Origin of the sequence: Pseudonocardia hierapolitana, from assembly GCF_007994075.1 — a bacterium.
Taxonomy (GTDB): domain Bacteria; phylum Actinomycetota; class Actinomycetes; order Mycobacteriales; family Pseudonocardiaceae; genus Pseudonocardia; species Pseudonocardia hierapolitana.
This window is the reverse complement of the sequence record NZ_VIWU01000001.1, coordinates 3,803,191-3,828,195: the sequence shown is the minus strand read 5'-3', so window position 1 is coordinate 3,828,195 and position 25,005 is coordinate 3,803,191. Positions and strand designations below refer to the sequence as shown.

The following is a 25,005-nucleotide window of genomic DNA, read 5'->3' as shown; positions in this document are numbered from 1 at the left end:
CGACGCTCAGGCCACGACCTGGCCCTGACGCACCTGCGGGGCGGCCCTCCGGACGAGGTCGGGCACCAGCGTCAGGATCCCGAGCAGCGCGAGCCCGGCCCCGAGCCAGAGCGGCGCCCGCAGGCCGAACCCGTCGAGCGCGAGCCCGCCGACGGCGGAGCTGACGATGATCCCGCCGGTGATGAACGAGCCGTGGATCGTGTTGACCAGCGGCCCGACGTTGCCGGCCCGCTGCACCCGAACACCCATCGCGGGGTTCATCGTCACGCCGACCAGCCCGATCCCGAGCATGCACGCCACGGCCGCCGCGCTGACGTGCGCGAACAGCGCGAAGCCGGTGAGGAACACCAGGTTCAGCACGAGCCCACCGAGCAGCACGGCGAGCGCGTGCCCGTCGGCGAGGCGTCCGACGATCATGTTGCCGACGACCGTGGCCGCCCCGTAGGCCACGAGCAGCACCGGGACGGCACCGGCGTCGAAGCCGCTGATCCCGGTGAGGATCGGGTTGAGGAAGCTGAAGGCGGAGAACGTCGCACCGATCACGAGCAGGCTGGTGGAGAGCACCAGCCATAGCCGCGGGCTCCGGAAGACTCCGAGCTCCTGGCGCAGCGAACCGCCGGCGATACGCGCCAGCGCGGGCACCCAGCCGAAGGTGCACAGCGCCGCCACCACGGTGAGCACCGAGATCGCCCAGAACGCCGCGCGCCACCCGTACACCTCGCCGATGAACGTGGCCAGCGGAAGCCCGAGCAGCGTGCCCAGCATGAGGCCGTTGATGACGAGCGCCATCGCCCGGCCCCGCACCTCGGGCTGCACGAGCACGACGGAGATGGAGACCGCGGCACCGAAGAACGCCTGCGACGCGGTGCCGGTGACCAGCCGCGCGAGCACCATCACCGGGTAGTTCGGCGCGACGGCGGCCAGGACGTTCCCCGCGAGGAAGATCGCGAACAGCAGCATCAGCGCGTTCTTCGGGCGCAGTCGCATCACGAGGACGGTCAGCACCGGGCCGCCGACGGCCATCGCCGCCGCGAACGCGGTGATCAGGTAGCCGACCTCGGAGATCGAGACGTCCAGACCCGAGGCGATCTGCGGCATGAGGCCTGCGACGACGAACTCGCTCGTGACCATGGCGAAGATGCCGAGGGCCATCACGTACACGGCGCGGGGCATGTACTCCTCCTGGTTTTGTACTGATGTATCCATAACTTGGACATGCGGTCGAACCGCGGCCGGCAGGCTCAGGTCAGCCGACCAGCGCGTCCAGCGCCGTGTCGGCGATCGATTGCAGGGCGGCCCGGTCGGCGCCACCCTGCCCGGCCACGCGCATCCCGCCGATCACCGCGTTCAGGTAGCGCGCCAGCGCGTCCGGGTCACGCCCCGACGTGATCTCGCCGGCCCGCTGGGCGGCTGCGATCACGATTCGCAGCGCCGCGGCACGCCGCTCGCCGTCCCGGTCGAGGATCTCGGCGGCCTCGGGGTCCCGGCCGGCGAGCTCGACCGTGGTGTTGACGGTGAGGCAGCCGATGCTGCGACCGTCCCGCCGGGTGGCCATCTCCCCGTCGATCACCGCCGAGAAGAGGGCCCGCAACCGCTCGATCGGCGCTCGACCCTCGTCCTCGAGGATCCCCAGCTGGGTCGTGCTCATCATCTCCACGTAGTGCAGCAGCGATCGCCGGAAGAGCTCGTGCTTGCTGCTGAACGTGTTGTAGATGCTGCTGCGACCCAGCCCGGTGGCGGCGCAGAGGTCCTCCGTGGTGGTGGCCTCGTAGCCGTTGGCCCAGAACGTGCGCATCGCGGCGTCGACGGCGCAGTCCTCGTCGAAGGTCCGGGGGCGGGGCATGCGGGCACCGTAACACGTTCTGGAATGCTCAGTGCAAAACAGGCCGGTCAGTAGCAGTCGACCCGTGTCTGCGTGCGCGTGAACCTCTCGATCCACAGCCGCTGCGCCTGCCGCAGCGGCATGCGGTTCAGGTACGACGTGGTGGCGTTCCGCTGCCTGCGGACCATCACCAGACCCGCGGCGACCAGCACGTCGAGATGCTTGCTGATCGCCTGCCGGGACTGCGCGAAGCCCGTGGCGAACTCACCCACCCGCTGCCCGTCCCGGTCGAGCAGCCGGTCGAGCAGTGCCCGCCTCGTGGGGTCGGACACGGCCGAGAGACGAGGTCGAGCCGCCGCTCCGCGTCACCAAGGATCACGCCACGGTGGCGTCATCCAGGAACAAACACTCCAGGGGTCGAGATGGCGATTCCGAGCTCGGAATGCGTCGACCGTGACGGGCCAGATCACGCGCGTCGATTCGGATTCGACAACGAACAACCTCGACCCGCCCAGCGCAGTCGCGTAGAGCACTGTCAGTGCGGTCGGAGACGGTGAACGCCGTCGCAGATCGCGCTGACGCTGCGCGCAGTGGGTGGCCTGAGCACAGCGGAGATCGCCAGGGTGCAGCCCATGACGGGTACCTGCCGGACGACGAGGCGACGCTGACCCACGTCACCTTCCACCGGCTCACCGGCACCGGCGGGCCGACGACCGTGCCGGCCGGGGTGGGGCAGGCACTACGCCGCCCATGACGCGCCGGACCTGCTCGTCTCGGACATGCGGCAGTCCTTCGCGGCGGCCGTGTGGTGATCACCAGGAGTGCTGTGGCCGATCACCAACCGTTCACCGGTCCTCGTCGAGCCGGATGAGCTGTGCCCATCGTGGCGGCGGGTCGCCGAGCTGTCGCGCCAACCGCAGCCGCGAGCGGTACTTCCTGACGCTCGGCGCGGTGCTGTCGAACCAGCTGGTGACGCTCGGCCAAACCTTCCGTGTTCCCTCACCCTCGGTGATCACCCATACCGGCGGATCCGCCTGGTGGAGGTCGACGCCGTCAACGACGTGGTAGCTGTAGGCCTGGTGCTCGACGAGGACGAGCATCCCCTCGGCGTCGGCGAGTGGGTTGTCCTCGAGTTGGGCGAGCGTGGCCAGGGCGTTCTGCTTCTCCTCCTGACCGACCACCGCGGCGCCCAGAGAACTTCCGGCCAACCACAGCCCGTGTTCGAGACCGATCAACCTCAGCGCCTCCCGGAAGGCCGCGGGGACGCGTACCGCTCCTTGGGCGGCAGCCATGGCGTCGATCTGGTCGTCCGACGCGCCGGCCATGAACTCGGGCTTCAGGCCCTCCGAGATCACCCGCTGGAACGTGGCCCGGATCGCTTCGGCCGAGGTCCGTTCATCGGGACTCATCTGTCGAGCCTCTCCTGAGCGAGGTTGCGGACCTCGAAGCGGCCGCCGACACCGGGGAACGCCGAACGGTAGGAGTACAACACGTCGGTGCAGGAGTCGCAGACCTGCGCGTCCAGCGGATGGGTACGGCCGGAGGGAAGGTCGACGACGAGCCGGACGTCGCCCTTGATGTCGTTCACAGTGAACGGAGTGTAATCAGTGCCATTGCGCTCGGCATTGCGCCGAGCGTTCCTGTTCAGGATCTCGATCGTTTTCTCGACACGGTCCCTCGCCCGCGCTGCCTCCCCCTGGGCATCATCGGGGTATTCCTTGCGACGGAACTTGACGTCGTTCTCGACAGTTCTGACGGCTTTGAATATCGCTGCATCGACTTCACGTCGGCTGAGCCCGCTCACCGCCTCGAGCTGCCGTCGAGCCAGCTCTTCGAGCAGGACTGCCTCGGAGTCCTTGTCGCGGTCCCACGCGTTGCTCCCTCGCAAGGTCGGCGAATCCGCGTCGTACGGTGCCGCGTCCTTGGTCTCGAACAAGCGCCAGCGCTCGTGCGGAGCCTTCGGTGTCGCGTCGGACGGCGGCCAATCACCCGGACCGCCGCTGTAACCGTGGAGGTCGATGATCTGCCCGTTGTCCGCGCGGTATCGAAGCGTGCTGAGGGCCCGCTTGTTCGGACGTCGCCCCTTGTCGAGGTCGGGGTCCGAGCCACCGTTCATCGCCCTGACCTGCTCAGCACCCTCCTCGCGGAGCGCCTTGTTGTGCTCGACGAGCTCTTCGAAGTCCTCCTCGCGAGTCCGCTGGTACTGCGGGCTGGAGGTGTCGACGGTGGTGGTGAGGTCTGTCTCGTCCGGGTTGGGGTGATCGTCGGCGACGCTGCGGTCTTCGACACCGGTGGTGCGAGCGCCATCGAGCGGCTGCGCTTCCCGGTCGCCGCTGGGTGCGGTATCGACCTGCTGGTGGCCATCGGGGCGCGGCGGTGACGGGTCCGATTCGAGCGACGAGACCGCACCGTCGGGGATCGGCGGCGAGCCGGGTCGCTGGACTCCACGTTCGTCGGAGTCGCCCTGGCCGCCAGCCCGCAGCGGCGCTTCCGGCCTGGAGCCAGGAGTGCCGACCCCGAGGGGAGGAGGGCGCTCGTATCGATCGCTCGGGTGATCACGGCGGGCGCCGAACCGTTCGCCGATCCCGGGCGCACCCCCGGCAGAGGGGCTCAGCTCCAGCAGGTGCTCCGGATCGATCTGGAAAGCGGAGAGCGCGTCGTTGATCTGCCTCTCGAGGTCGACGTCCCGCCGCTCGGTCTGCTTCAACGCATTCACAGACCATCGCACCGAGCCGTCGGGCGAGATGAGATCGTTCAAGGAATCGATCGGACGCCCTGGCAGACCGGCGAGTGAGCCGTTGCGTCCGAGTTCGGCGGCACGGCGAGCCGTCACGTCGGCGGCGTGGTCCAGGTTCTGGATCCGGTACAGCTGCAAACCGAAGTAGTCGGTCGCGCCATCCGGTCGCCCGTCGCGTTTCTGCGAGAGACGTTCGAGAGCGGCGACGAGCGGGTCGTCCTGGGCCGCGACCGCAGCGCGCTCGGAAGGCTGGAGGCTGTCGAGCTCGACCTCCCTGCCGTGGACCCGGACCTTCTTCACGCCGCTCTCGGCGAGCTCGACCGCATGCAGGGCGCCGGCACGGGCGACGGTGGCGGCGCGGGCAGCCGCGCGGGCGGCCGAGGTCGCGGCCATCGCCGGTATGCGCAGGCCCATGGATGCCGCCCCGCCGACGACCGAGAAGGGTGTGATGTCCTCGAGGAAGGTGAGGACCGGGTGGTCCCGGTAGCCCATCAGGCCGGTGCTCGGGTCCCCGTTGATGACCTTGTCGAAGTCGCCCTGGAAGATCGCCGGCCCCCAGCGGCGCCCCATGTTGGCCGTCGGCGTCACGAACATGTTCCCGAGGAAGGGATCCCGGCGGGTGAAGGACTCGTCCCAGGTGTCACCGGGTCGCGGCTCGATCCGTGCTTCGGTGGACGCGTCGAAATGCGGGCCGGTGGGGTCGAATGCCGCTCGCTGCACACCGGCGTAGTACTGGCCCGACTGGACGGCCCACTCGCCCATTCGGATCATGCCGACGGGCGCGTAGCCGACGATCGCCCCGACGTCGCGGATGGCATTGCCGAAGACGGTGTCCTTCGTCTTGACGCCGAGCTTCTCCTCGATTCCGGACGCCGTGCTGTCGGCCATCCCTGCAACCGTCTCGCCGACACGCAGGTAGTAGCGCACCCCGGCGTCAGGATTGACGTCCTCGAGGATCTCCCTGTCCTCGGCGGACAAGAACCTCGTGACGCGGTCGAAGTCCTCGATCCGGCCGTTCTCGACGAGCAGCATGAAGTCGTCGTGCCGCTTGGCCTTCTGTTCCGGCGTCTCGTCGGGCGAGGCCGGAAAATAAAGGCCGACGAGGCTCTCCATGTCACCGGCGACGAGCCGTTCGAACTCGGCCGACGTGTAGTGCGCGGCCAATCGAGCACGTTCGTCACGGTTCTGGGCCTCGAAGACCTGGCGAACCCGGTTTCCCCGGTCGTCGGAGATCCGCTCAGCGAAGCCGGGCAGTGCGATCGCGGCTGCCGCGGCCAGCTGCGCGTCCGGGGCACCGCTCGAGGGCAGTCGCATGTCGCCGGCCGGGCGGCTCGTGAGAAGCGAGTCGCGGACGTTCGCGTAGGCGAGGTCTCCCAGGGTGCCCAGGTCGATGACCAGCTCCGAAGCGCGGTTCAGATCTTCCGCACCGGCTCCTTCGGGTACCGCCAACTCGATTGCCTGGATCTTGTCCAGGTTCGCGGCGGCCGCCCTCAGGTCGTTCGCTGCCGCGGCGTTCCCGCTGGCCTCGGCGATGGCGATGTCGACGGGGATGAGGGCACCCATCTTCTCGCGCACGTCGGCACGGTTCTCGAGGATCTCCGAGTTGAGCTGCGCCTGCGCAGCCACGATCTGCCCGTACTGGATGTCCAGCAGCAGAGCCTCGTCCGGGCTCGCCCCTCCGCGCTCACGGGCCGCGGCGATCTTCGCGTCGTAATCGCTGACGAAGTCGTTGAAGTCGCCGACCCTGGTTTGGACCGATTCCTGCTGCCCGCGCGCGAAGGCCAGATACCCTTGGCGGCTCTTCAGCTCGTCGAGGGCCTCCTCGGCGGTCCCGCCCGGAACGAGTGCGTCGACCACCCGCGGGTCGGACAGCAGCTCCGTTCGCCGGTCTCCCTGGCGGGTCATCGGGTCGTAGGGGATGTAGGGCGCCAGGTCGGCGAGCGCATCGGCAGGGCCCGTCGACGCGGCGACGGCCGCGTCGACGGCCGCTGTGAGACCGTCGCCCTCACCGCCGTCGACCTGCCCGTCGGCCAGGGCCGGGTGGGCGAGGACCTCCGTCGTTCCGGGCTCGATCGCCCCGGTTCCGCCGGCTCGGTCGATCACGTAGGACGGGGCGACCGCCTTGTCGAACGTCTCGACCCCGATCTTGCTGATCTCGAGGCCGAGATCGGTGCGGTATTCCTCGACGGCAGTGGATCGGGCGTTCTCTGCCGCCCCGGCACTCATGCCGCTGAGCAGAGCCTCCTGGTAGGCGAGTTCACCGGCTCGCTGAACGCCGGCCGCAACGGTCGCCGCCGCCTCCGCCGCCTCGTGGTCGAGGATGGGCTGGAGGTGGTTGTCGGGCACATCGGGCCGGTTGAGCCCGACGCCGGCACCGCGCCACACGTCCTCAGCGGCTTGGGTGATGGCGCTGTGGTTCTGGGCCGCCAGCATCTTGAGCTTGCCCCGCTGCGGAGCGGCGTTGACCACGTCGAGGTAGTCGTTCTGGAAGAGCCGGCCCGAGTTGTCCGCTTGTCCTGCCGTCGCGCCGTGTCGCAACGCGAAGTCGCGACCGAGGGCAGCGGCTTCACCGGCCAGTTCCAGCGCGGATTGCATGCTGGCGTTCGCGGCCGCGGCGGTATTGACGACCGTGCGCGCGTCCCTGTCGTCGGATTGCGCGGCCGTGTACTTGGCCTCGAAGGCCTCCGCTGCTCTGTCGCCGGCCGCCTGGAGCGCGTCGAATCGGAGCTTGTGATCGACAGCCGCCTTGAGCTCGCCCATCGCGCCCGCCTGCCCCTTGGCGACCACGGCGGGAACGTTGCCGCGGGGATCGACGGCGGTTCCCGCGACCGCGTCGAAGTAGCTGGCCCGGTAGTTCTGGGCGGCTTTGTCGGCCCGAGCCGGGCTGGCTCCGTTGGCCACGGCTTGCTCGCGCGCGGTGGCGGCGGTCTGGTCCGCCTCGGCCTCCATCCGCTGCTTCGCTTTTTCGGTGTGCCGGTGCGCCTTGATGATCTGGTTGTCGGGGACGTCGCGCGTCTTGGTCCGGTCGTACACGCGCAGGTCACGGCCGGTCTGTTCGGCCTTTCGCTGGGTGGCGGGGTCGAGCTTCGCAATCGGGTATGCGGCTTCGGCGGCCTGGATCTTCCAGCCCGCAGGGGCGAGCAGGGTGAACCTGGGGTTCGAGACCGTCTGCCGGAAGTTCGAGCAGTCGCCCGTGCATTGCACGTTGTTGCCGTTGCGGAAGAGGCCGCACCCGCTGCCCCGCGATCCGGCGCAGTCGCCGAGTCGGCGGGCGTTCCAGATTCCGCCGTCCTGCTCGTATGTCTGCTGCTGGCCCCAACTGATGTCGAACTCGATGTGTGCCGCGTAGGACTTCGTGCAGCGTGCCTGGTTGGAGCAGCCGACTCCGGCGATGGCGTACCCGTCACCGGCGTCCGCCTGCGCATACACCCAGCCGCCGCCGGCGCCAGTCGCACCGCCGCCGGAGTCGCGCGCGGCGGCCCGTGCCCACGATCCCGACGCGTGCGCCGCGTGATCCGACGCGACCACCGACCAGCTGTGGCTGCAACTCGAACCCGGCGTACCCGCGCACTTGGCACCGGCCAGCGCGTAGTCCGCGTTCGCCGCGACCTGCACAGAGCTCGCGCATTCCCCGTTCGCCCCGGCCGTGCAGTCGGAGCGGGCATCGGCCGTGTTGTGCCCACCCGGCCACGCGGCACGGGCGTTGCCGGCGGTGTGGGTCTGGCAGCCGGTGCCCGCACAACCCGCGGTGACGTTGACGAAGCCGGCCCCGACCGAGGCGCTGACATCGGCCTGGCAGCCGCTGGTCACCGCGCAGGTCGCGGTCGCCGTGGCGTTGATCCGGCCCGAGGCGGCGTGCGCGGACGCGCTGCTGGTCACCGTGCCCGTGCAGCCGGCCTCGGGGCAGGCGAGGCGGGACCCGGCCTGGCCGCTGCCGGAAACACCCGGGGCGGGCGCGCCGGCCTGGCGTGGGCCACTGTGGACGGAGGCGCTGGCGTCGCTCACTGCCATGCAGCCCGAGGCCGCTGCTGTGCACGTGCCGTTCGTGGTCGACGTGCCGGGCGCGCCGGATGTGGCTCCGGTCGTGCCGGCGGTGCAGCCCTGCCCGGCGCACAGCGCGGCCGCCGAGGACTCCGACACGGCGGCGGGGGCGCCGGTCACCGGCTTCCTGGCCACCTCGGCGGCCTGGGCGGCGGCCTTCCCGGCCAGCTGCGCGGCTGCGGCTGCGTCGGCAGCTGCCTTCTTCTGTCCTGGGGTGGCGCCTGCCTGCGCGGCGATGCGCGCGGCGTAGGCGGCCACCAGTGTCGCCTGCGCGGCCTGGTCGGCCAGCTGCTCGACGATGGCGTTCTGCTTTTCGGCGACGATGTCGGCCACCACTTGGCCGCTCGCCGCGGTGGAACTGGTCTGCGCCTGGCAGCCGGACGAACTGCTTGCGCAGGTGGCGCTGGTGGTAGACGCGCCCTCCGGAGGACCGCGCGCCCCGTTCGCCCCGGGCACCGAGATCGGGCCGTCGCTGCCGGCGGCCGAGGTGCGTGCTCCGCCGGAACAGGCGGTGCCGGCTGCGCAGTCCAGGGTCGCCGACGCCATCGTCCAGCTGGAGGCGCCCGGAACCATCGGCGCACCGGAGTTCGCGCTCGACCCTGGCGCGGTCGGCACCGGCAGCGTCGCAGGCTGGTCCTGCACAGGCGTGCCGTCCTGCGGCTGCTCCGCCGGCGCCTGCTCACCCGTCGTGCCCGACGTGACGGTCGCGTTCGCCGTCGACCGCTCCGCCACGAGCGGCGCGATCACGTTCGCGTCCGGACCGGACGACGCACCGGAGTTGGTGACGGCCTGGCAGACACCGCCCGAGACGCCCTCGCAGGAGCCCTCGCTGTGTGAGCCCCGCGGGTCCGCCGACACCGCCGGGTCGGTGGCGGTCGCGGCGCTCGTGACCTTGCCGGCGCACGAAGCCTCTCCCGCGCACGTCATGGCGGCGCCTGCGGCGGAGGCCGCGGACGGGCCCGCGGGCAGCCGGGCCGCGTTCACCTGCTGCCCGTCGCCGGCCAGCGCGACTGCGGCACCGGGGCCGGAGGAGGCGCTCGACGCCGAGCGGACCTCGCAGCCGCCGGTCGCTCCCGTGCAGGACGCGGTGCCCTCCGAGGTGCGGGGCGTGCCGTTCGCGATCGCGCCGTCCCATGCCGTCGTGCTCGTGCGCACCGAGCCGGAACAGGCCGTGCCCGCGGCGCACACGACGCTCGCGCTCGACGACGAGGTCGACGAGGGCCCGGCGGTCGGCTGCCCGGCCACCGGCAGGCCGGTGTTCGGGTCGGTCACCACGAAGTCGGGGGCGCTGGACGCCACCGAGCTCGTCCGACCGGAGCAGCCGCCGCCGTCGACCGTGCACTCGGCCGTGGCAGAGGTGCCGCGGGCGTGCGGAGACACCCCGGTGTCGAGCGCGCTCGTCGACGAGGCCGCCGTCCCGCCGCACTCCCCGACGCCGCCGACGCACCGCACGGACGCGGTCGCGTGGGACACGCTGACCGGGCCGGACACGGCCGCGACCACGCCGTCGGACGACGGCTCGCGGTCGGCGACCGTCGTGTCGGTGGCGGATGCGCAGCCACCGCCGGCACCTCGTGCGGTGCAGGACGATCCACCCGTGCTGCTGCGCACGCCGGCGACGTCACCCGACGCCGCGCCGGAGGTCGTGCTCCACCCGCGGCCCGTGCAGGTCGCCGCGGCGCAGTCGACCCGCGCCCCGGTCTCGCTGCCCGCGCTCAGCCGCTGCTGCGATCGAGGGGCTGGGCTCGCGGCAGCGTCGCTCACGTGGGAGGTCGAGTCCGTGGCGCAGCCACCGTCGTTGGCCGCACAGGTCGACGCCGCGCTGGTCTCGCGCACCGGCGCAGGCCCGCCCGCCACAGCGGGCGCTCCCGTCACCTTCCCGGCGGTCTTCGCGCCGGCCTCACCCGAGCAGCCGGCGGCGTCGCCGCAGTCCACGCTCGCCGCCGCCGTGCTCGACGCGGCCAGGTCCGCCTGATCCACCCACGCGTGGCCGTCGAGCCGCGTCTCGCCGGCGGCCTCGCAGGCCCCGCCCCGGGCGACACAGCTGGCCGCGGCGTTGCTCTGCCGCGCCGTGCCGGCCTTCGACTCGGAGGCCGTGCCGCTCGTGACGGCGGTGCCCCGGCCGGTGCACCCGGCCGCGCAGTCGACCTCGACCGCGGCGTCGGCACCGCCGCCGGCCTCGGCCCCGCTCCGCGCAGCGCACGCTCCGCCGGAGACGGTGCAGCCGGCCTTGCCACTGCTGGTCGCCTCCGCCGTCATGGCCTCGGCGGTCGTGACGCGGGCAGCGGAGTCCTTGTCGGCGGCGCCGGCCGTCCCGGTGCCCGCCTCGCTCGTCGTGCCCGCCTCATGGGCGTCGCCGGTCGTGCTGGCCGCTCCGGTGCAGCCGGCCTCGCACCGGACCTCGGCGTCGGCGACCACAGTCTCGCCGTCCTCGCCCAGGTCCACCGCGCTGGAGGTGCGGCAGCCGCCGCTGCCCTCGCAGCGGGCCGCCCCGCCGCCCTCGGCGCGCACCTTCTCGTCGGTCGTGCTGACGGCGCGCACGTCACGGTCCCGGGAGTCGTCTTCGGCGGCGGAGCCCTTGCTGCGGCTGTCGCAGCCGCCACCCGCGGTCTCGCACGACGCCTCGGCCCCGTCCCGGTCGGCAGCGGTGCTCACACCGCACGTGCCGCTGCACGACGCCGACGCCGCCGTCTTGCGCTCCGAGCCGGCGGAGGGCGCACCCGTGTCCCTGGTCGGTCCTCTGGACCCGCTCCGACACGAGCCGCCGTCCGACTCACAGTCGGCGCTCGCTCGTTCACGGGTCGCCGTGCTCGACTGCTCGCACCCGCGCGCGTTCCCATCACATCGGGCGGACGCGCTGGTGACCTCACCGCCGACGCCGCGGCTGGACGCGCTGCTCCCGCACCCGGAGTCGTCACACGACGCCTCCGCCTTCGACCCCCCGGACGAAGACGACGCCCCGCAGCTCGACACCCCGGACAGGCACAGCCGTCGCTCCGAGTCCCGCTCACCATCCGCCGACTCACTCGCCGACCCGCAGCCGACGAACGCCCCGTCGGAATCACAGCCGGCGGACGCGCCCTCGCCGTCGAGGTCGTCCTCGGACACCGTCCGCACCTCGCGGTCGGTGGCCTCCATCAACTCCTCGGTGGCCTCGTAGACGTCGTCCCGCCGCTCCTCGAAGTCGGCGACGTTCTCCTCGTGCGTGTTGCGGTCGGCCGCACCCGAAGCGACGCGCTTCTCCTCGGCCGCCAGCTCCTTCTCCCGCTGGGACAGCTCGCGGTGACCGTCGACGACCTCGTCGACCAGCTCGACCTCGTCGTCCGAGGCCTCCTCGCGGTTCTCCGCGGCCCGTTTCTCCAGCTCCGCGTGCTCGGACGCCTTCTTGTCGTAGTCGGCCTTCGTGGTCTTTCCCGCGGCGAGCTTCTTCTCCTCCTCGGCGAGCTCTTCCTCGCTCTTGTCGACCTCGAGACGGTCCTCGAGCACCCGCTCGGTCCGCTCGGCCGAATCCTCGTCCTCCCGGTCGTCGTCGGAGTCCTCGTCATCCGAGTCGCGGCGCTCCGCCGGTGGGTCGCGAGCACTCAGGAGGGAGACCGCCTCCAGCTCCGAGCCCGAGGCCGCGCACTCCTCGCCGCCGCCGCACGTCTCCTCGTGGTCGTCGGTGAGCTCCGCGGTGTCCGCGAGCGGCTGGACGTGCTCGTCCTCGTCGGTGCGGCCCCGGTCTGCGCCCGCCGACTCCTCGCGCGTGGTGTCGACGATCCTGCGGACGTCGTCCTCCGACATCTCGGACCGGTCCGCGGCCGAGCGCACGGCGTCGTCCACGAGATCCCGCACGTCGGCGCTGTCGCGGTCCGCGGAGTCGTCGCCGTCCTCGTGAGCCCGGTCCGCCAGCTCGCTCACCTGATCGGCGGCTTCCGCGACCAGACGAACGACGTCACGCTCCGCCGACTCCTCGTCCTCCCGGCGCGTGGGCGCGTCGTCCTCGTCCCGCTCGTCGGACGCCCCCTCGTCGGACGCCGCCTCCCGGACGGCCTCGCGCACGCGATCCTCGATCGCGGACCGCAACCGCTCCTCGCCCGAGTCGTCGGCGCGCTCGCCGCCGGCGGACTTCCGCAACCCGTCGTGGAGCCGGCGCTTCTCCTCGCGGCCGTCGCGGGAACCGCTCTCGTCCCGGGCGGATCCGGCGTCGGTGTCCACGACGGACACGTCAACGTCGTCAGCACGATCGGACTCCTCACGATCACGCCGCTCGGCCACCCGATCACTGATCCGCTCCAGCGCCTCCTCGACCGCGCGCCCGGCACGGGCCTTCTCGGCGGCCCGGCCCTTTCTCGGGTCGTCGTCGGCGTCCTCCGCGGACTCCGCGTCGGCGTCCCGGACGGACACGTCATCGTCGTCGTCCGCGCCGGCCTGCTCACCGCTCACCGGGTCCGAGTCGTCGCCTCCCTGATCGCCGTCGGCGGCGCGCTCGGTGTCGGCGGCACGGTCGTCGTCGCCGGTGCGGGTGCGCGGGCTCCGGCTCACGTTCTCGGCGGAGTCGTCCGCGGATTCGGCGGCGGTGTCATCGCCGTCCCGCCCCTTGTCCCGATCGGTTCGCTCCGCGTCCTCGTCGCTCTTGTCGTCGCGCTCGTCGGGGCGTTCCTGTGCGTTCTGCCGCCGCGGCTGATCGTACTTGCTCTCGCGCCGGCTCTCGGACCGTTCTTCGTTCTCGCCATCGCGACGGTTGTCGCGCGAGTCGTCCTCGCGGGAGCCGGCGCCGTCGGACCGACCCTCGCCATCCTTCTTGCCGGACTCGCGCTCCTCCGACTCCGCGTCCTTCTCCGACGCCTTCTTCTCGGATTGCTTCTTCTCGGATTTCTTCTCGTTCGAGTCCTCGTCGGAGTCCTTCTTCTGCGAGGCCTTCTTCTCGGACTCCTTCTTCTGGGAGTCCTTCTTCTCGGACTTCTTCCGGTCCGAGCCCTCCTCGTCGGACTCCTTCTTCTTCGATGCCTTCTTGTCGGACTTCTTCTCGTCCGAATCCTTCTTGTCCGACTCCTTCTTCCCGGAGTCGCTCTCCTTCTTCTCGCTGTCGTCGCCAGAAGAGTCGGAGTCGCCGTCCGAGGAGTCCGAGCCGGAATCGGAGTCACCGTCGCCTCCACCGGCGGGCCTGATGCCACCTCCCTTCACCAGGCCCTGCTGAGCAATCACCGCCGGAACGGTCACCGCGGCGGCGGCCGGAGTCGCGGCGAGGAATGCCGCACCCAGCCACAGCACGACAACTGCTCCGGCCAACCCGAGAGTCCAGCGGATCGCGCCCCAGATCCGGTCCCGCAACGAGAACCGCAGCCGCACGACGGCGCCGGCGCACACGGGGAGGCCCGAGGCCTCACCGTCGTGTGCGGACTGGCGCCACATGCCGGACCTACTTCCTGGATCGGAGGTTCCGTGGGGTTCACGGGAGATGGATCGCGATCAGATCGCGGAGAGCTGAACAGAGCAGGACGCGGAATGTTCCTGCGTCACGGCCGGAAACGGCGCGACAGCGGTCTTCTCCCGTTGCGACCGAGTCGAGCAACGAGACAACCGACTTCAGGGCCCTCGACCGCGACACGTCAACGATCGACGGAAACCCGTACCTCCGGTCTGCGAACGCCGGGGCGGTCGGAAGCCATATGCGTTGCGACTGGGTCTGCAACGCTGGCCCCACCACTCCTGCTGAGGCAGGTGGAAGTGACGACGACGCTACTGGCGGCCAGGTGGCCCGGGAAGGCAGGATCTGGACAGCCATCGCCGGATTCGCGACACCGCGGGTCGGCGATCGACGGCCCCGCAGCCGCCCGGATCGTTCCGCCGACCCGGTCGGAAGGCGTGCGAGGACCACGCCGGCCGATCCGTGCGTATACGACCGATCGCGACAGATACCCGGCTCGCGCCCGCACCGACTTCCTGATCCGCTGCCGCATGCCGGAATCCTCCGAATGAGCCGTGCCGAGTCCCGCCACCCGATGTCCGAAGTCGTGCACACCGTTGCCCTGCCGGACGACCAGTCGCACCTGTTGCCTAGTGCGTTGACCACGAACGTTCACCGGGTTGGCGACACGCCGGGCAGCGTCCCGGGCGTGGAGTCGCGTTGATCCCACTCTCGGTCCCGACGTGAGGTCGGGATCGAGGGTTGAGGTCTGGATGGCAGAACCGGTCAGAGCGCGCAGGCTCACCGATGCGGAGGGCCAGCGGTTGACCCAGATCGTGCGCCGGGGCAAGCACGGCTCGATCCGGGTCCGCCGAGCGATGATCATCATGGCGTCGTCGTCGGGTACTCCGGTTCCCGCGATCGCCCGGCTGGTCGCCGCGGATGAGGACACGGTCCGGGACGTGATCCACGCGTTCAACCGGCGGGGGTTGGCCGCGCTGGACCCTCAGTGGGCGGGAGGCCGTCCCCGCCTGATCAGCGATGAGGACATCGAGTTCGTCATCGCGACGGCCACCACTCGCCCGCGCAAGCTCGGGCGCCCGTTCACCCGCTGGAGCTTGCGCAAGCTCGCCGCGTATCTGGCCGAGCACCCGGACCGACCGATACGGATTGGGTACGAGCGGCTGCGTCAACTGCTGCGTGAGCGGCGGGTGTCGTTCCAGCGGACCCGGACCTGGAAGGAGTCGCGCGACCCGGACAAGGACGCCAAGCTGGACCGGATCGAGGAAGTGACCGCCAAGTTCCCGAACCGGTGCTTCGCGTTCGACCAGTTCGGGCCGCTGTCGATCCGCCCCTGCCACGGCTCCACCTGGGCGCTCGAGTCCAAACCGACCCGGCTGCCCGCGACCTACACTCGCACGCACGGCATCCGCTACTTCCACGGCTGCTACAGCCTCGGCGATGACCAGCTCTGGGGTGTCATCCGGCGCCGCAAAGGCGGCGACCACACCCTCGCCGCACTCAAATCGATCCGAGCCGCCCGACCCGACGGCGCACCCATCTACGTGATCCTGGACAACCTGTCGGCGAACAAGACACCGAAGATCCGGGCGTGGGCGGCCCGCAACAAGGTCGAGCTGTGTTTCACCCCGACTTACGCCTCTTGGGCCAATCCGATCGAGGCCCAGTTCGGGCCGCTGCGGACCTTCGTCATGGGCGCCTCGAACCACCCCAACCACACCGTCCTGGCCCGCGAGCTGCACGCCTACCTGCGTTGGCGCAACGCCAACGCCCGCCACCCCGACGTCCTCGCGGCCCAGCGCCGCGAACGAGCCCGGGTCCGCAGCGAACGCCAACAACGCTGGGGCCGACCCCGCGCCGCCGCATGATCAAACCCGGCGAACGTATGTGGTCAACGCACTAGCGGACTGGACCGACCGCGATGGTCGGCGCCCCGTCTCTTCCTTCCGAGCGAGCTCGACGGCGTTCGCGGCGCCCCCCCGGTGGACGCCCGCCGCCGGTTGATCGGATCCGATTTCCGTGCCGCGGACACGGTGGAGACACCGCGCACGGCGGCACGACCGGCCCTAGCTCGGCGGGACGAGCATGGTGCTCGGCGCACGCCATTTCCCACGACCGCGACCGCGGGCTCCACCCGCCCGGGCTCCTGCACGAATACCGGTCGTCACCGGCGGCCCGACATTCCTCGCGAGCCGAGCCCAGCTTCTCCGGGAGAGATGTCCGCCAATGCCCGGCCCGCCGGGTCTGTTCGGGCGATTCGTCCTCGCGGCCCGGTGTCAAAGGGCGGGCGCACCGTGCACGTCACCTCATTGCCGGCCGCTGTTCCCCGGTGATGCCGGAAGGACGCCAGCGGATTCGACAGACCGGCACCTGTGTCAGCGGTTACCCGGGCACATCGTCGTTGCCATCCGGCTCATCGAGGAGTCGTAGTCGCGCGCGGATGGACGCCGCGCTGACCTCAGGATCCTCGGTTCCCTCGGAACCGAGTCGCGTCAGGATCGTCAGCGCCTGCTGCCAGTGCCGGCGCGCCTCGGCGGTGTCGCCGAGGTCGTGATGGGCGTGCGCGAGACCGTCGTGCGCGCGGGCCTCCTCGGCGGCCTGGCCGAGCCGGATGGCGAGGTCGAGCGCCCGCTCGTGGTCGGCGATCGCCTCGCGGTACCGACCGGCGATGTGGTGGAGCCGCGCGATGCCGTACAACGCCTCGAATCGGTAGCTGCCGCTGCCGATCTCGGTGGCGAGCCGAAGCGCCTCCCGGAACCGAACTTCCGCTTCCTCGGAGAGACCGCGGCTGCGGTGGAGGGAGCCGAGCGCGATCAGGGCGTCGAGCTCGCCGAGGGACTGGCCCGATGCCTGCGCGACCTGCAGGCTGCGCTCCGCGTACGCCACGGCCTCCGCGGGCCGCCCGCAGAGCCGGTACGAGCGCACCAGCCCGCTCAGGGCGAGCACCTCGCCGTGCGAATGCCCGATGTCGCGCGCGAGCTCGTCCGCTCGCTCGAAGATGCCGATCGCTTCCCGTCCCTGTGCCATGCGCACCCAGCCGAGGCCGAGCAGGCCTTCCAGCTCGCGGCCGCGATCACCGCTGTGAGAGGCGATCCTCAGCACCTCGGTGAAGCTCACGGTCGCCTGCGGGTACCTGCTCTGCATCAGGTGCACCTGACCGAGCCCGATGAGCGAGTTGAGCTCGCCGTGCCGGTCGTCGGTGGCCCGAGCGATCCGGCGCGCCGCCGCGAAGAGATCGACCGCCTGCTCACGCTCTCCGCGGAGCCTGCGAATGTGGCCGAGGTCGTTGAGAGCGTCGAGCTCGCCTGCGGGGTCGGCGGCCGCGCGTGCGGCCGCGAGGGCTCGGGTGTGCAGGTCCGCGGCGTTGCCGATGCGTCCACGGCTGCGCAGGTGGCGGTGCATCGTGACGGAGAGCTCCACGACGCGTTCGGGCCAGCCGTACCGGTCCGCGACCTCCACGACGGCGAGCAGGTTGGGCAGCTCGGTGTCCAACCAGGCCCCCGCCTCGGCGCCGTCGGTCCCGGACGACTCGTCGATCGCGCCCGTCGGGGACCTGAACCTGTTCTCGCGGTCGTACGGGTAGGCCGCGTCGATCGCACGGCGTGCGGACCGGCAGTAGTGGTCGACCAACCGGCGGAGCGCGGACAGGCGCGCGGACTCGGCATCCTCCTCGACCACCGCCCGCGCGGCGTGCACCCGGGTCAGGTCGTGGAACCGGTAACGGCCCGGCCCGGGCTCCTGCAGCAGGTGCGCGTCGAGCAGCTGGTCGACCAGCCGGCCGGCGTCCGTCGCGGGCCTGCCGACGAGCGCGGCCGCCGCACCCACGTCCAGCTCGACGCCGGGATGCAGTCCGAGCATCCGGTACGCCTGCCGCTGTTCCGGGTCGAGCTGGACGTAGGAGAGCTCGAGCGCCGCAGCGACGCTGCGGTCGCCCACTTCGAACTCCGCGACGGACCGCACGTCACGCAGGCGGTTGACGAGATGCGCCGCCGTCCACGACGGCCGGGAGCGGAGGCGCGCCGCCGCGAGCCGGATCGCCAGCGGGAGCCGCCCGCACAGCTCGACCACCTCGGTCAGCCGATCCGCCGATTCCGCGCTCCCAACACTGCGCCCCGAGCTGCGGACGAACAGCGTGACGGCGTCCTCGGCAGGCAGGAGATCCAGCGAGTGCGCGCGCGTGACGTCGAGGCCGGTGAGCCTGGACCGGCTGGTGATCATCACCAGACAGCCGCTCGCCGCGGGGAGGAGGGGAGCGATCTGCGCCTCGCTCGCGGCGTTGTCGAGGAGCACGAGCACCCGCCTCCCGGCGAGGAGGCTGCGGTAGAGGGCGGCCCGGTCGTCCACGTCGCCGGGGATGTTCGGCCCCGGGACCCCGAGCGAGCGCAGCAGCCGGTGGAGCGCGTCACCCGGGTCGACGGGCGGGACACCACGCGCGTAACCCTGCAGATCGAGGAAGAGCTGGCCGTCTGGATAGCGACCCGACCACCGGTGAGCGGCGTGGACGGCGAAGGCCGTCTTGCCGATCCCCGCCATCCCGTCGATGGCGATGATCACCGGACCGGCCCCGGCCCGCACCTCCTCGAGCGCCTCGAGATCGGCGTCCCGCCCGGTGAACTGCGGCGGTGCGAGTGGGAGCTGCCGCGCCACAGGGACGGCGGCTACGGGCGGACCCGCCGGAACCCCGCTCGGCTCGCCCGCGGCCGCTTCCACGAGGAGCGCCAATTCCTCGGCCTCCGGCCCGAGCGCGTCGACCAGCCGGCGCAGCGAGCCGCTCTGCGGACGTCCGTGCGTGCGGCCGCGCTCCAATCGGCGGATGGTGCGAACGCTCAGTCCGGAGCGCTCGGCCAGCTCCTCCTGGGTGAGGAGCGCCCGCTCGCGCAGGGATCGCAGCAGATCGCCGAACCCGGCGGCCCCGTCACCGCCGGCTGCGCGTTCCTCGGACCCCGTGGACATCGCGGTCCCCCTTCGTCGACGCATCCCGGTCGAACGACCCACTCAACCGCACATCGATCGTTGTCACCTGGATCGTGACGATCTCCGTCGGGGGCCGACGAGGGCAACCGCTCGCAGGCGACACCACGGGTACTCCCGCGGGAGTACCCGTGGATGTGATCATTGCGGAATGAGCTTCGAACCGGAGGTCCGCACGGTCGCGGGAACCGTCCGCGGCACGCGCCACGGCGCCGTCGCGGCCTTTCGCGGCATCCCCTACGCCCAGCCACCCGTCGACGCACTGCGGTTCCGGGCTCCGGTTCCGGCTCTGGCCTGGGACGGGGTCCGCGATGCCGCCGCGTTCGGCCCACCGGTCCCGCAACCGGCGTCGCCGCCCGACGCGTCCGACGACTGGCTGACGCTCAACGTCTGGTCCCCCGACCTCGGCGCCACCGGCCTACCCGTGATGGTGTGGATCCACGGCGGCGCCTACCTGCACGGCAGCTCGGCCAATCCGAACCACGACGGTGCAGTCCTCGCCGCGGAGGGCGCCGTCGTCGTCAGCCTGAACTACCGCATGGGGGTGGAGGGCTTCGCGCATCTCGCGGGCGCGCCGGACAACCGGGGCATCCTCGACCAGATCCTCGCCCTGCGCTGGGTGCAGGACAACGTCGCGGCGTTCGGCGGCGATCCCGGCAACGTCACGGTGTTCGGCCAGTCGGCGGGTGCGGGCTCGGTGGCGGCGCTGCTCGCCATGCCCGCGGCGGCCGGGCTCTTCCGCAGGGCGATCGTGCAGAGCCTGCCGGGCACGTTCTTCACCACCCGGCTCGCGGCGGACGTCTCGTCGGCGATCGCCTCGAACGTCGGCGCCGAACCCACCGCCGCCGGGCTGGCCCGCATCCCACCGTCCGAGCTGGTGCGGGTGACCCAGGCCGTCGTCCGCTCGCTGCCGCGGCGGGTCAGGACCTGGGGACCGATGGCGACGACCCCGACGCCGTTCTCCCCCGTGGTCGACGGCGACACGCTGCCGCGGGCGCCGTGGCCGGCCCTGTCCGATGGCACCGCGCCCGGCGTCGACCTGCTCGTGGGCCACACGCGTGACGAGTACCGCCAGCTCGCGGCCCGGCGCGGCGGCGAGATCACCGACGCGCAGGCGAGCGCCACGCTGGACAAGCTGGTCCCCGGCGGTGACGCCGCCTACCGTGCGGCCTACCCCGACGCGAGCCCCGCGCTGCTGCACGAGCTGGTCAACTCGGACTGGCTGATGCGGATGCCCAGCATCCAGCTCGCCGACGCCCGGCACGACGGCGGCGGTCGGGCCTGGACGTACGAGCTCCGCTGGGGTCCCGGGCCGGACGGCGCCTCGCACGGCCTGGACGTCCTGCTCGTCTTCGGCTCGATCGACGTGGACGCGCTGCGGGCCACGTTCGGTGCCGATGTCGCCGACCAGGCCGCCGATCTGTCCCAGGTCATGCGGGCCGACTGGCTCCGCTTCGCGACGACGGGCGACCCGGGCTGGCCACGCTCCGCGCCGCCGGAGCGGTTCACCCGCGTGTACGACGCGGTGGCGACGGTGCAGCCCTACCCAGAGGAGGCGTCCCGCCGGATCTGGGAGAAGCACATGTTCGACACGCAGGATCTCCTGCTGATCACCTCGTAGCCGAGCCCAGGGCTGCGCGTGTACGGGCCGGCAGCCCGGCGACGACCTGCTCGTACGAGTCGTGCACGAGATCGAGCAGGTCGTCGTCCGGGACGTCACCGTCCAGGCTGATCGTGTTCCACAACCTCTTGTTGACGTGGTACCCGGGGACGACGGACCGGTACTGCTCGCGGAGCTGACGGGCCCGTTCGGGGTCGCACTTCAGCGTCACATCGGGTGGCGCGGCGTGCGGCTGGAAGATGGCGAAGACCTTGCCGGCCACCTTGTACACCGGCACGCCCTCCGCGAACGGCTCCTCGACGGTGGCGTGCGGCATCGCACCCAGAACCGTTGCAAGCTCGTCCGGCGTCACCGAGGGAACCCCGCATCCGCGCGGCCGGCGCGCCGCGCTCGTCGAGCGTACAACCGGATCACGTGTTCGCGGATCGGCCGAGGAGCCCCGTGAGGATCGACGAAGGGCGTCGCGGAGCGGGTCAGCGCCGGGAGGCTTGATTGCCCGGGTCCTCAGCCCCTCGATCTCGTCGCCGGCAGGTAGGCCTGGTCAGCCGAGCTCCTGGGACAGCGCGATGATGATGCCCTCCGGACCGCGGACGTAGCAGAGCCGATAGCTGTCTTCGTACTGGGACACCTCGCCGACGAGTTCGGCGCCGTGGGTGCGCAGGCGGGCAACGACGTCCTCGATGTCCTCGACGGTGAACATGATGCGACGCAAGCCCAACGTGTTCGCCGGCGCGTTCGGCTCGGCGGTGGTGGCCACCGGGTTGTGGAACTTCGTCAGCTCGACCTGGCCGTGGCCGTCCGGGGTGCGCATGAAGGCGACCTCGATCCGGACGCCGTCGAGCCCGGCGATGCGGTCCACCCAACGCCCCTCGGCCGGCCCCTTGCCCACCAGCTCCATGCCGAGTTCGAGGAAGAACGCGGTAGCGGCCTCGAGGTCGTCGACAACGACGCCGACGTGGTCCATACGCTTGATCGTCATGCCGGGGCTCCTCGGTGTTGGTTCGGCCGGGTGGCCGCATCTGCGCGGGGGACGGAGCCGTCGGGCGGTTCTCGACATCCCCGGCCACATCTCTTCGAGAACCTCCTGACGCAGCACGGCTCGGCAGCCGGCGTGCCTGGCTGAGCCGGCGGCCCGGAGTTCCATCTCGAGCCGGTCGTGGCCGTCCGGGCATCAGCCCTCGACGAACGAGCGCAGCACGTCGGCGTAGTGCCGGTCGGTCAGGCCGCCGAACACGTCCCGCGGCCCGCTCCTACCCCCTCTCTCGGCCTCGAGCGGGCACCCGGTGACGTTCTCGACGACGATCGGCTCTCCGACCGGTGCGCCGGCGCGGGCCTCACGGACGACCACCTCGATGGTGGCGCTGCGCAGGGGCAGGATCCTGCGGTGGAGTTCCCGGTGGGGTCGATGACGCAGCTCGTCACCTGCCCGCCCGAGGCCACGCGCTCGGCGCACGCCACGAGCTGGACGTCCTGCGGCGCCCCCCGGCTCCACGAGCCGCGCCGGCGCTGCTCACAACGTCCGGGGCGTCCGAGCCCCAGTTGTGGGACAACCATGCGGCCGCGAGCACGGCGAAGACGACCGAGAGGCGGAAGACGGTCTGCAGCCGGTCTGGTGGATCGGTCACGTACCCGTGTAGACGTCCCTCCCGGCTCGAACTGGGGCCGGTGGGTACGAGCCGGAACGGCCTGCGTCGGTTGGGGCCGCCCGGCGAGCGGGGCGAGGGGCGTCGTGGTGTTGCGGTACGACCAGGAAGATCGCACGTAGCGCCGCATCATGCGGGCGGCCAGGGCCGAACGGGCCTGGCGGTCGCACACCATGGGCAGAGGTCAGTGGCTGGGAAGTCGGCCGGTCGAGCCGTCGGTCAGCGCTCGACTGATCTTCCCCAGGCCGCTTCTGACCAGTTCGCCGTACGCATCATCGCCGAGCGCATCGCTCACGGTCCGTGCCTTGCTGAGATACTCGTGGGCGCGTTCCGCGTCGCCGAGCCGCCGGTGATCATCCGCGAGGCTCAGGTACAGCGACGGCATGAACCCTCGAACCTGCAACGACTCGTGGTACTCCTGCGCCCGCTCGTCGGTCACACCGGCAACGGCCGCCAGCGCACGCTCGTCCCACATCAGCTCGTCCCGGTCATCGTCCTGGAGGTCCGCCAAGAAGTGCGCGATCACGCAGCGGTGGAAGGCATCTCCCCCGCGCTGCTCGACTTCGGCCCAGATCGCCTCCAGGTCCTCCCTGGCAGTCGTTCGATCGCCCGCCTGCCCGCTCTGCACAGCAGCAGTCACGCGGTTCATCACGTCGTCTTCCATCCAGCCACTCCTGGTCGATGCCAACGACCCTGCACTCTCCACCCTCAGGTAGGTCGAGGGTCAAGCCTCGTCAGAACTCCGGCGATCTTCCGGTGGTGATCTCCTCGCGGCGGGGCTTGCCCTGCCGGGCCGGTGGTTCGAGCCACAATGGATGTGGCGCGCCGGATGGGAGCCGCGCGGTGGGGCGAGTGAGGAGCGGAGCTGCTACCCGAACTGCCCGGAAGCCCTCGCACAAGGGCCCATGGGGGAACGTGCTGGTGAGCTGTGGAGCCGCCTTGGGGAGTCGAACCCCAGACCTAGGCATTACGAGTGCCTTGAGAGCGTTTACAGCCGTTTGCAATCCAGGCCTCGGTCCAGTGTCCCTCGCGTTCGACGATGGTCAGCACCCGTAGATAGGCGTCGGCGCGTCGCTGCTCGATTGGGCCTTCGCGTGCGGTCTTCGCGGTGTTGTGTGCACTCCAGGCGGTGGCTGAGGCGCTGAGCGCGCCGACGACCACGGATATCAAGGCGGCGACGAAGGCGACTGCGATGGCAGCATCCACGGCAAGCATCGGCCCGCTTCCGCTGCTGTTACCGCTGGGCGGCCGCAGCGTCGAGCAGCTCGACGACGAGCACGAGCGGCGCGGCGTTCCGGTCCGGGGCGGTGATGACCGGCATGACGCGCTCGACGTGCGCGTCGTCGTCATCGGCCACGACCCCCGCGTCGACGAGCCCGTCGACGACGAGCGGACGTCGCTACCGAGCGAGCGCTACGACACCCGGCCGTTCCTCAAGCAGCGGCCCGTGTACCGCGGTCGCCCTGGCCCTCCCGGTTGCGAATGGGTCGGGCTAGCGCAAAGATCTTAAGCCCGTGCGTACCTCTTCTGACAACAGCTGCGGCTGCTCCCATGCCGCGAAGTGCCCGCCTTTGTCGAGCTTGTTGTAATGGATGAGGTTGGGATAGGCCTGCTCTGCCCAACTCCGCGGGGCCTGAATTTGCTCGTCAGGAAAGACACTCACCGCAACCGGGATGGAAATGTTCTTGGGTCCGAAGTCGGCCTTGGCGAACCCCTCCCTATAAAGTCGAGCCGCAGAGATCGTCGTGTTCGTCAACCAGAAGAGCGTGGCGTTGTCGAGCACATCGTCCCGGGTAAGGCCTGTTGGCTCCCCGTCAAAAGCACGTGCGATCAGCTGCAGACTAACCGGGTCGTGGTCTAGCATCCAGGCCGCCACGCCGACGGGTGAATCCGCGACGCCATACATCGTTTGCGGGTGCGACGCCATGAAGAACTGAGTTGGAATAGTCTTGTATAAAACGACAATCGTCTCGTACGCGCGCTTCTCTTCGGCCGAGAGACCCGATGGCGGCGGGCTGCCGGCCGCGGCCGCCTTGTTGATTTCGGGGGGAATCGCGTTGGGGAGGTTCGTGTGGAAACCGATCAATTCCGGATATCCCTGCGTCGCCATCACGTCGTTGATAATCGCGCCCCAATCCCCGCCTTGCGCCACATATCGCGTGTATCCAAGGCGCTTCATCAGCACCGCCCAGGCACGCGCGATGCGCGCTTGGTCCCAGCCGGGACTCGTCGGCTTGCCGGAGAATCCGTAGCCCGGCATCGACGGAATCACCAGATGGAAAGCGTCCGATGCGCTCGCGCCATGTGCCGTCGGATTGGTCAGCGGATCGATGATCTTCAGCTGCTCGATGACCGAGCCGGGCCATCCGTGCGTGACGATGAGCGGCAACGCATCTTCATCTTCCGAACGAACGTGAATGAAATGAATGTCCAGCCCATCGATCTCGGTGATGAAGTGCGGTAGGGCCTTCAGTTTCTCCTCGCACTTGCGCCAGTCGTACTCCGTCTCCCAATAGCGCGCGAGTGCCTGCATCGTCGCGAGCCGCGGCCCCTGCGACTGATCTTCGACAGTTTCCTTTTCGGGCCAGCGCGTCGCCGCGATACGCCGGCGGAGGTCGACGAGATCCTCTTCCGGAACGTCGTCGATGCGGAAGGGGCGGACTTCGAGATCGGTCATGGTGGTCTCCTTTAGGTGTGGGCCTGCCGGTTGATGTACTCGTAGCGCACCTGCGCACCGTCCGGCGCGGTGACGGACGTGAC

Annotated in this window: 17 protein-coding genes and 1 tRNA gene; 6 read left to right on the top strand and 12 right to left on the bottom strand. The window is 70.8% G+C overall.

Annotation, left to right across the window (positions count from 1 at the left end):
• Positions 1–6 precede the first annotated feature (6 nt).
• The 5 genes from FHX44_RS18265 to FHX44_RS18245 all read right to left on the bottom strand — a co-directional run bounded on the left by FHX44_RS18265 (position 7) and on the right by FHX44_RS18245 (position 8,936).
• Entirely contained in the window at positions 7–1,173 is a 1,167-nt protein-coding gene (locus FHX44_RS18265) for an MFS transporter (protein WP_147256896.1), read from the bottom strand.
• 73 nt (positions 1,174–1,246) lie between these two features.
• Positions 1,247–1,843: a TetR/AcrR family transcriptional regulator gene (locus tag FHX44_RS18260; protein WP_147256895.1), complete on the bottom strand. Its 597-nt coding sequence runs from the start codon at positions 1,841–1,843 to the stop codon at positions 1,247–1,249.
• A gap of 47 nt (positions 1,844–1,890) precedes the next feature.
• Positions 1,891–2,154 (bottom strand): ArsR/SmtB family transcription factor, encoded by a 264-nt coding sequence (locus FHX44_RS18255; RefSeq protein ID WP_147256894.1) that lies wholly within the window; start codon positions 2,152–2,154, stop codon positions 1,891–1,893.
• 513 nt (positions 2,155–2,667) lie between these two features.
• A complete protein-coding gene (locus tag FHX44_RS18250; RefSeq protein ID WP_147256893.1) occupies positions 2,668–3,231 on the bottom strand; it encodes a hypothetical protein in 564 nt (187 codons plus the stop codon).
• Positions 3,228–8,936: a hypothetical protein gene (locus FHX44_RS18245; RefSeq protein WP_170308954.1), complete on the bottom strand. Its 5,709-nt coding sequence runs from the start codon at positions 8,934–8,936 to the stop codon at positions 3,228–3,230. Before FHX44_RS18245 ends, FHX44_RS18250 begins: the two co-directional genes overlap by 4 nt.
• On the opposite strand from FHX44_RS18245, the gene FHX44_RS18240 reads away from it, so the two are divergent.
• From FHX44_RS18240 to FHX44_RS18225, 4 genes are all read left to right on the top strand, one after another.
• Positions 8,923–10,575: a hypothetical protein gene (locus tag FHX44_RS18240; protein WP_147256891.1), complete on the top strand. Its 1,653-nt coding sequence runs from the start codon at positions 8,923–8,925 to the stop codon at positions 10,573–10,575. The genes FHX44_RS18245 and FHX44_RS18240 overlap by 14 nt on opposite strands.
• A gap of 96 nt (positions 10,576–10,671) precedes the next feature.
• A complete protein-coding gene (locus FHX44_RS18235) occupies positions 10,672–11,760 on the top strand; it encodes a hypothetical protein (RefSeq protein ID WP_147256890.1) in 1,089 nt (362 codons plus the stop codon).
• A gap of 41 nt (positions 11,761–11,801) precedes the next feature.
• On the top strand, positions 11,802–14,561 hold the full coding sequence (locus FHX44_RS18230; RefSeq protein WP_147256889.1) for a hypothetical protein: 2,760 nt from the start codon (positions 11,802–11,804) through the stop codon (positions 14,559–14,561).
• 201 nt (positions 14,562–14,762) lie between these two features.
• Positions 14,763–15,878, top strand: coding sequence for an IS630 family transposase (locus FHX44_RS18225; RefSeq protein WP_147256888.1), 1,116 nt, complete (start codon positions 14,763–14,765; stop codon positions 15,876–15,878).
• Positions 15,879–16,392: 514 nt separating this feature from the next.
• Here the strand turns inward: FHX44_RS18225 and FHX44_RS18220 are convergent.
• Positions 16,393–18,963 carry an ATP-binding protein gene (locus FHX44_RS18220; RefSeq protein WP_170308953.1) on the bottom strand — a complete coding sequence of 857 codons (2,571 nt, stop codon included), beginning with the start codon at positions 18,961–18,963 and terminating at the stop codon, positions 16,393–16,395.
• A 169-nt stretch (positions 18,964–19,132) separates the two neighbouring features.
• Between FHX44_RS18220 and FHX44_RS18215 the strand changes: the two genes are divergently transcribed.
• On the top strand, positions 19,133–20,602 hold the full coding sequence (locus FHX44_RS18215; RefSeq protein WP_147256886.1) for a carboxylesterase/lipase family protein: 1,470 nt from the start codon (positions 19,133–19,135) through the stop codon (positions 20,600–20,602).
• On the opposite strand, the gene FHX44_RS18210 is transcribed toward FHX44_RS18215, so the two are convergent.
• The 5 genes from FHX44_RS18210 to FHX44_RS18190 all read right to left on the bottom strand — a co-directional run bounded on the left by FHX44_RS18210 (position 20,592) and on the right by FHX44_RS18190 (position 23,256).
• Complete coding sequence (locus FHX44_RS18210) at positions 20,592–20,954, bottom strand: MmcQ/YjbR family DNA-binding protein (RefSeq protein WP_212612535.1); 363 nt, start codon at positions 20,952–20,954, stop codon at positions 20,592–20,594. The two genes, FHX44_RS18215 and FHX44_RS18210, sit on opposite strands and share 11 nt — an antisense overlap.
• A 189-nt stretch (positions 20,955–21,143) precedes the next feature.
• Positions 21,144–21,581: a VOC family protein gene (locus tag FHX44_RS18205; protein ID WP_147256885.1), complete on the bottom strand. Its 438-nt coding sequence runs from the start codon at positions 21,579–21,581 to the stop codon at positions 21,144–21,146.
• Positions 21,582–21,773: 192 nt separating this feature from the next.
• Positions 21,774–22,055 carry a hypothetical protein gene (locus FHX44_RS18200; protein ID WP_147256884.1) on the bottom strand — a complete coding sequence of 94 codons (282 nt, stop codon included), beginning with the start codon at positions 22,053–22,055 and terminating at the stop codon, positions 21,774–21,776.
• A 374-nt stretch (positions 22,056–22,429) separates the two neighbouring features.
• A complete protein-coding gene (locus FHX44_RS18195; RefSeq protein ID WP_147256883.1) occupies positions 22,430–22,909 on the bottom strand; it encodes a PLC family EF-hand domain-containing protein in 480 nt (159 codons plus the stop codon).
• A 265-nt stretch (positions 22,910–23,174) separates the two neighbouring features.
• Positions 23,175–23,256: transfer RNA gene (locus tag FHX44_RS18190), tRNA-Thr, on the bottom strand.
• A gap of 118 nt (positions 23,257–23,374) precedes the next feature.
• Between FHX44_RS18190 and FHX44_RS18185 the strand changes: the two genes are divergently transcribed.
• Positions 23,375–23,755 (top strand): hypothetical protein, encoded by a 381-nt coding sequence (locus FHX44_RS18185; protein ID WP_147256882.1) that lies wholly within the window; start codon positions 23,375–23,377, stop codon positions 23,753–23,755.
• On the opposite strand, the gene FHX44_RS18180 is transcribed toward FHX44_RS18185, so the two are convergent.
• Positions 23,738–24,922 carry an epoxide hydrolase family protein gene (locus FHX44_RS18180; protein ID WP_147256881.1) on the bottom strand — a complete coding sequence of 395 codons (1,185 nt, stop codon included), beginning with the start codon at positions 24,920–24,922 and terminating at the stop codon, positions 23,738–23,740. The genes FHX44_RS18185 and FHX44_RS18180 overlap by 18 nt on opposite strands.
• Positions 24,923–25,005: the final 83 nt, after the last annotated feature.